The sequence below is a fragment of the [Phormidium] sp. LEGE 05292 genome, from assembly GCF_015207735.1.
Classification (GTDB): domain Bacteria; phylum Cyanobacteriota; class Cyanobacteriia; order Cyanobacteriales; family Aerosakkonemataceae; genus Floridanema.
In genome coordinates this window covers 1-3,908 of record NZ_JADEWG010000278.1, presented here as the reverse complement: position 1 = coordinate 3,908, position 3,908 = coordinate 1, and the positions used below count along the sequence as shown (strand labels likewise).

General features: G+C 38.3%; 3 protein-coding genes. 2 read left to right on the top strand and 1 reads right to left on the bottom strand.

What is annotated here, in order from left to right:
* Positions 1–200: 200 nt before the first annotated feature.
* Positions 201–2,117: a type V CRISPR-associated protein Cas12k gene (cas12k, locus tag IQ264_RS31770; RefSeq protein ID WP_193986621.1), complete on the bottom strand. Its 1,917-nt coding sequence runs from the start codon at positions 2,115–2,117 to the stop codon at positions 201–203.
* A 70-nt stretch (positions 2,118–2,187) separates the two neighbouring features.
* Between cas12k and IQ264_RS31765 the strand changes: the two genes are divergently transcribed.
* Positions 2,188–2,610 (top strand): MerR family transcriptional regulator, encoded by a 423-nt coding sequence (locus IQ264_RS31765; protein WP_193986612.1) that lies wholly within the window; start codon positions 2,188–2,190, stop codon positions 2,608–2,610.
* A 140-nt stretch (positions 2,611–2,750) separates the two neighbouring features.
* Positions 2,751–3,806 carry a type I restriction enzyme HsdR N-terminal domain-containing protein gene (locus IQ264_RS31760; RefSeq protein ID WP_193986610.1) on the top strand — a complete coding sequence of 352 codons (1,056 nt, stop codon included), beginning with the start codon at positions 2,751–2,753 and terminating at the stop codon, positions 3,804–3,806.
* The last annotated feature ends 102 nt before the right edge of the window (positions 3,807–3,908 follow it).

Here is a 3,908-nt window from a genome sequence, read left to right as displayed (position 1 = left end):
TCGGCTCGACCTGAACTTATTAACGCTTGTGGACAAGTTGGTGCCGACACCCTTGGTTGAAGCAGGAAGGAAACACCATGTCAAATTAACAAGTTTAGTTAGATTTGGGTAAGTTTTTCGGAGCAGACTTTAGTAAGCATGAACTGCGGCGCTATTGTGTATTAATTATTCTATTATCAAGGTGCGAATTTTTCTAGTACTTAGTCGCTGCTACGAGAATTGTAAGCGGCGATCGCCAATTCCCTTGCTTTTTCCTGGGGACTACCTCGAATTGATTGTTTTGCTTTTTCAATTACAATTCCAAATTTCGCTGCCTGAGTCTTAACGCATTCAATTAATCTGCCGTGACTCCATTGGTGGATGCTAACTCGATATTGTTTAGCGTATTTTTTCTGACCTTCTTGATATTCTAGGCATTTTTGTTCGGCTAAAGCTTGCATTTCACTTTGGATTATCTCCCGCTTATTGCTTAATATCGGTATGACGATGCTACCTGCTTTATAAGTGACAGCGATCGCAATAATCTCTTTAGCTAATAATCTATCGATATACTGTCCTAATTCTGATTCTCCGAATTGATTGCCAGATGCTAATCTTTGTGCTTTTTGACGTTGATGCGATAAAGACTGCTTTTGTCGCTGTTGTCTGTTGAGTAATCTGTAATTCTTGCCTAGTAATTGACGGATACTACGATAGGTGAGAACTTTTTTTGTAATCGGATCTACTACTGCTAATGTTGCTGGGCTTTCTAAACCTATACTAACTCCAACTAGAATCTGAGTTTGACCTTGATATACAGGTTGGCTAGGGCGAGGAAAGGGATTATTAATTCGCGCTAGTGTAGAGTTTTTTCCTTGTATAAAAGCTTTTTGGTTTTTGGTTAAGTCACTTTTTTCTTTAGATTTACTGAGAATTTTGACAATTTCTTCTTCTTTTTGTTTTCGGACTTGTTGTGTACCTTCGGCAGTCCAAAGGCGAGTGTCTACAGAACAGTAAAGAGTTAAATGGTGAATATTCCAAGGTTCGCCTTTGCCTTCTCCTTCCTGCCAAGCTATTCTACCTGAACGAAGGGTGAATAAGCTGGCGGAGTGTTGATCTTTGCTGTTGCTTTTAACTTCTTGGTCTGTTAAAAATCTTTGAAACCAATGCAACTGTTGAGAGTCGCAATATATTTGAAAAATATGTTCACTTAAACCATTGAAGTAGACACAGAGACGACCTTTGGTATTTTTAAGCCAAGTCAGATCTTCGTTAGTTTCGTAATTGACTGGAAATGGTACAGTGGCAGATTTTCTTAAAAGTTTGTTTTGCCATGACTTTGCTTCTGTTTCATTTTCAGGGGCATTTTCAGTAGCGATCGCTAATATCTCTAACCATTTAGTATTAGTTAAATCCCGTCCTTTGGGAATTCTATCAGACAACTGTTCTGTTAAGCGTTGAATTTGAATTTCTGATTCCCGGCGACGTTTAGCAAATTCTTTAGGATCTTCTTCTTTATCAGTCAATTTACAACCGTTTTTAAGTAAGTAAACGATCGCAGATTTGCTAATAATCTCTTCTGTGCTGTTATAAGTGTCAAATAAGTTTGTAAATAGACTGGGCTGAGAATCTGATGTTTTAGATTTTTTCGCTTTTTTCCCTTTTTTAGTTTTCTTTTGTTGAGATTCAATTGAGTCAGGCTGGGGAGTACACTGAGCTAATATTTCAGCAGCTTTTATGCGGAGATTTTCTAAAGTAACACCGCTTGTTTCTACTAATTCATCATCGCTTTTGAGCATTTCTAACCAGCGAATTTTCCCTTTCAGTTGGTACTGTAACTGCATCATTACAGCAAACCAGGATTTATAAATGTATTTCACTAGCGCGATCGCACTGGTATAAAACCTTCCTGGTTGACCAATAAAGCGAGGGTCAGTTTTAAGCGGTTCAGCTAGTTGTTTAACTACATCAGCGGGAAGTTTACCTTTTTCTCGCCAAGTCTCGAAGTCGGGATGATGACCAATCTGTTCGAGTAGTTCGTTGATTAGGGGCGTGTTTTTCTCTGCCATCAACTCCCAGAGTTGGCGGCGGGTAGATTCACTGGCAACTAAACGGCACTGGATCGTGATAATGCTCATAGCCGTATTAAACAAATATGTCTAATAATAACATGAACGACTAATAAAAAGCCGTGTATAGAATCGTTTCATGCAAGAAACGTTCTTTACTAGTAAGCAAGCGGCTGAAATCACGGGTTGTACCCTTCGTCAGTTACAGTATTGGCGGGAGAAGGGGGTTGTTGTGCCTACGATTAGTGGGACGGGTACGGGGCGGAGTGTTTATTACTCGCGTTCTGATTTGGCGGCGTTGGCGGCGATGGAATATTGTTTGTCTGCGGGGTTGAGTTTTGAAACGGCGGCGACGACTTTGAAGCAGTTGCAGGAAAAGCAGCCAAAGTTTACTAATCCGGCTTCACAAGAGCGGTTTATGTTGTCGTGGAATCGGCAAGAGCGATCGCTCCAACTGGTAGAGTTTGATTTGGAGAAAGCGATTATTTCCTTAAAATCTGGTCAGCCTGTGATTCCCGTGTGGTTAGATACAATTCATCAGCACGTAGCTAGTAGGTTATAGAGTATATCTGAGTAACTGGGTTTTAAAAACCTTACATCATATACTTCAAGGTTAATCAGTCCTTATATAGTGAAAAAAGAACCATATTAGCACTTCAACTCTATAAAATTGGGCAAACAAGTAATGGTTTGTAGAAATCGATGAAAATCGACAAGAAAGTTATTGAAGAATTAATTACCCTTCTAGGGTTTAAGCCCCAAGAAGGTGAAAATAATATTTATTACAAAAATTATCCAAAGCATAACGATTATGTTCTGAAGGTTAATTTTGAACAAGAAAAAATTGAGTACGGAACAAAAATAGAAGTTGGCGACCTGACAACTAGCAACTTTAAAAACAGCGAGAATTTTGTTGTATTGGAGTGTGTAGACAGAGTTTTAGAAAAAGGTTATCCGCCCGATAAACTTTCATTAGAAACCAAGTGGCAATTGGGAAAAAAAGAGAAAGGCAAGCTGGACATTCTTATTAGTGATAAAGAGGGCAAAGCCTATTTAATGATTGAATGCAAAACTTGGGGCGAAGAATACGAGAAAGAGAAACGAAATATGCTCAAATACGGCGGGCAACTGTTTTCATATTATGCAAAAGGGCGAGCATCCAGATATCTTTGTCTATACGCTTCAAGGGTTTCAAACGGGGTTATTGAATATTTAAACGATATAGTAAAAGTTGATGAACATTGGAAAGAATTAGACAATGATAAAGAAGTATTCTATCATTGGAACAAAAACTTTAAGGATAACGGGATTTTTGATGATTGGGCAAACGCTTACGATATCGAGATAAAAGCACTCACAAGGGGTAGATTAAAAGAATTAACTGAAGAGGACAGTAGACGTATTTTTAATCAGTTTGCCGAGATTCTTCGTCACAATGTTGTTTCCGATAAGCCAAACGCATTCAACAAAATTTTTAATCTATTCCTTTGCAAAATTGTTGATGAAGACCGCAAACCAGATGAGGAATTAAAGTTTCAGTGGCTAGAGTTGGACACAGATGAAGAATTACAAAAAAGACTTTCAGACCTTTACAAACAAGGAATGAAAGAGTATTTAACCAAAGATGTTACCGACTATAATGATCGGCAAATAACAGAAAAACTCTATGCTCTTGAGCCAGATGTCAGAGAGCAAATTCGTGAAATGTTTACCCGTGTTAGACTCCACAAAAGGGCTCTCCCGTACCTGTGGGGATAAGTAAATCTTATTTAAATAAACAAGCTAACAGCTTTTCTCGCAAAGATTCAAAGCTTTTAAAGCCATAGCTTTGTCGAATAATGAGCTTAATTCTATTATTAA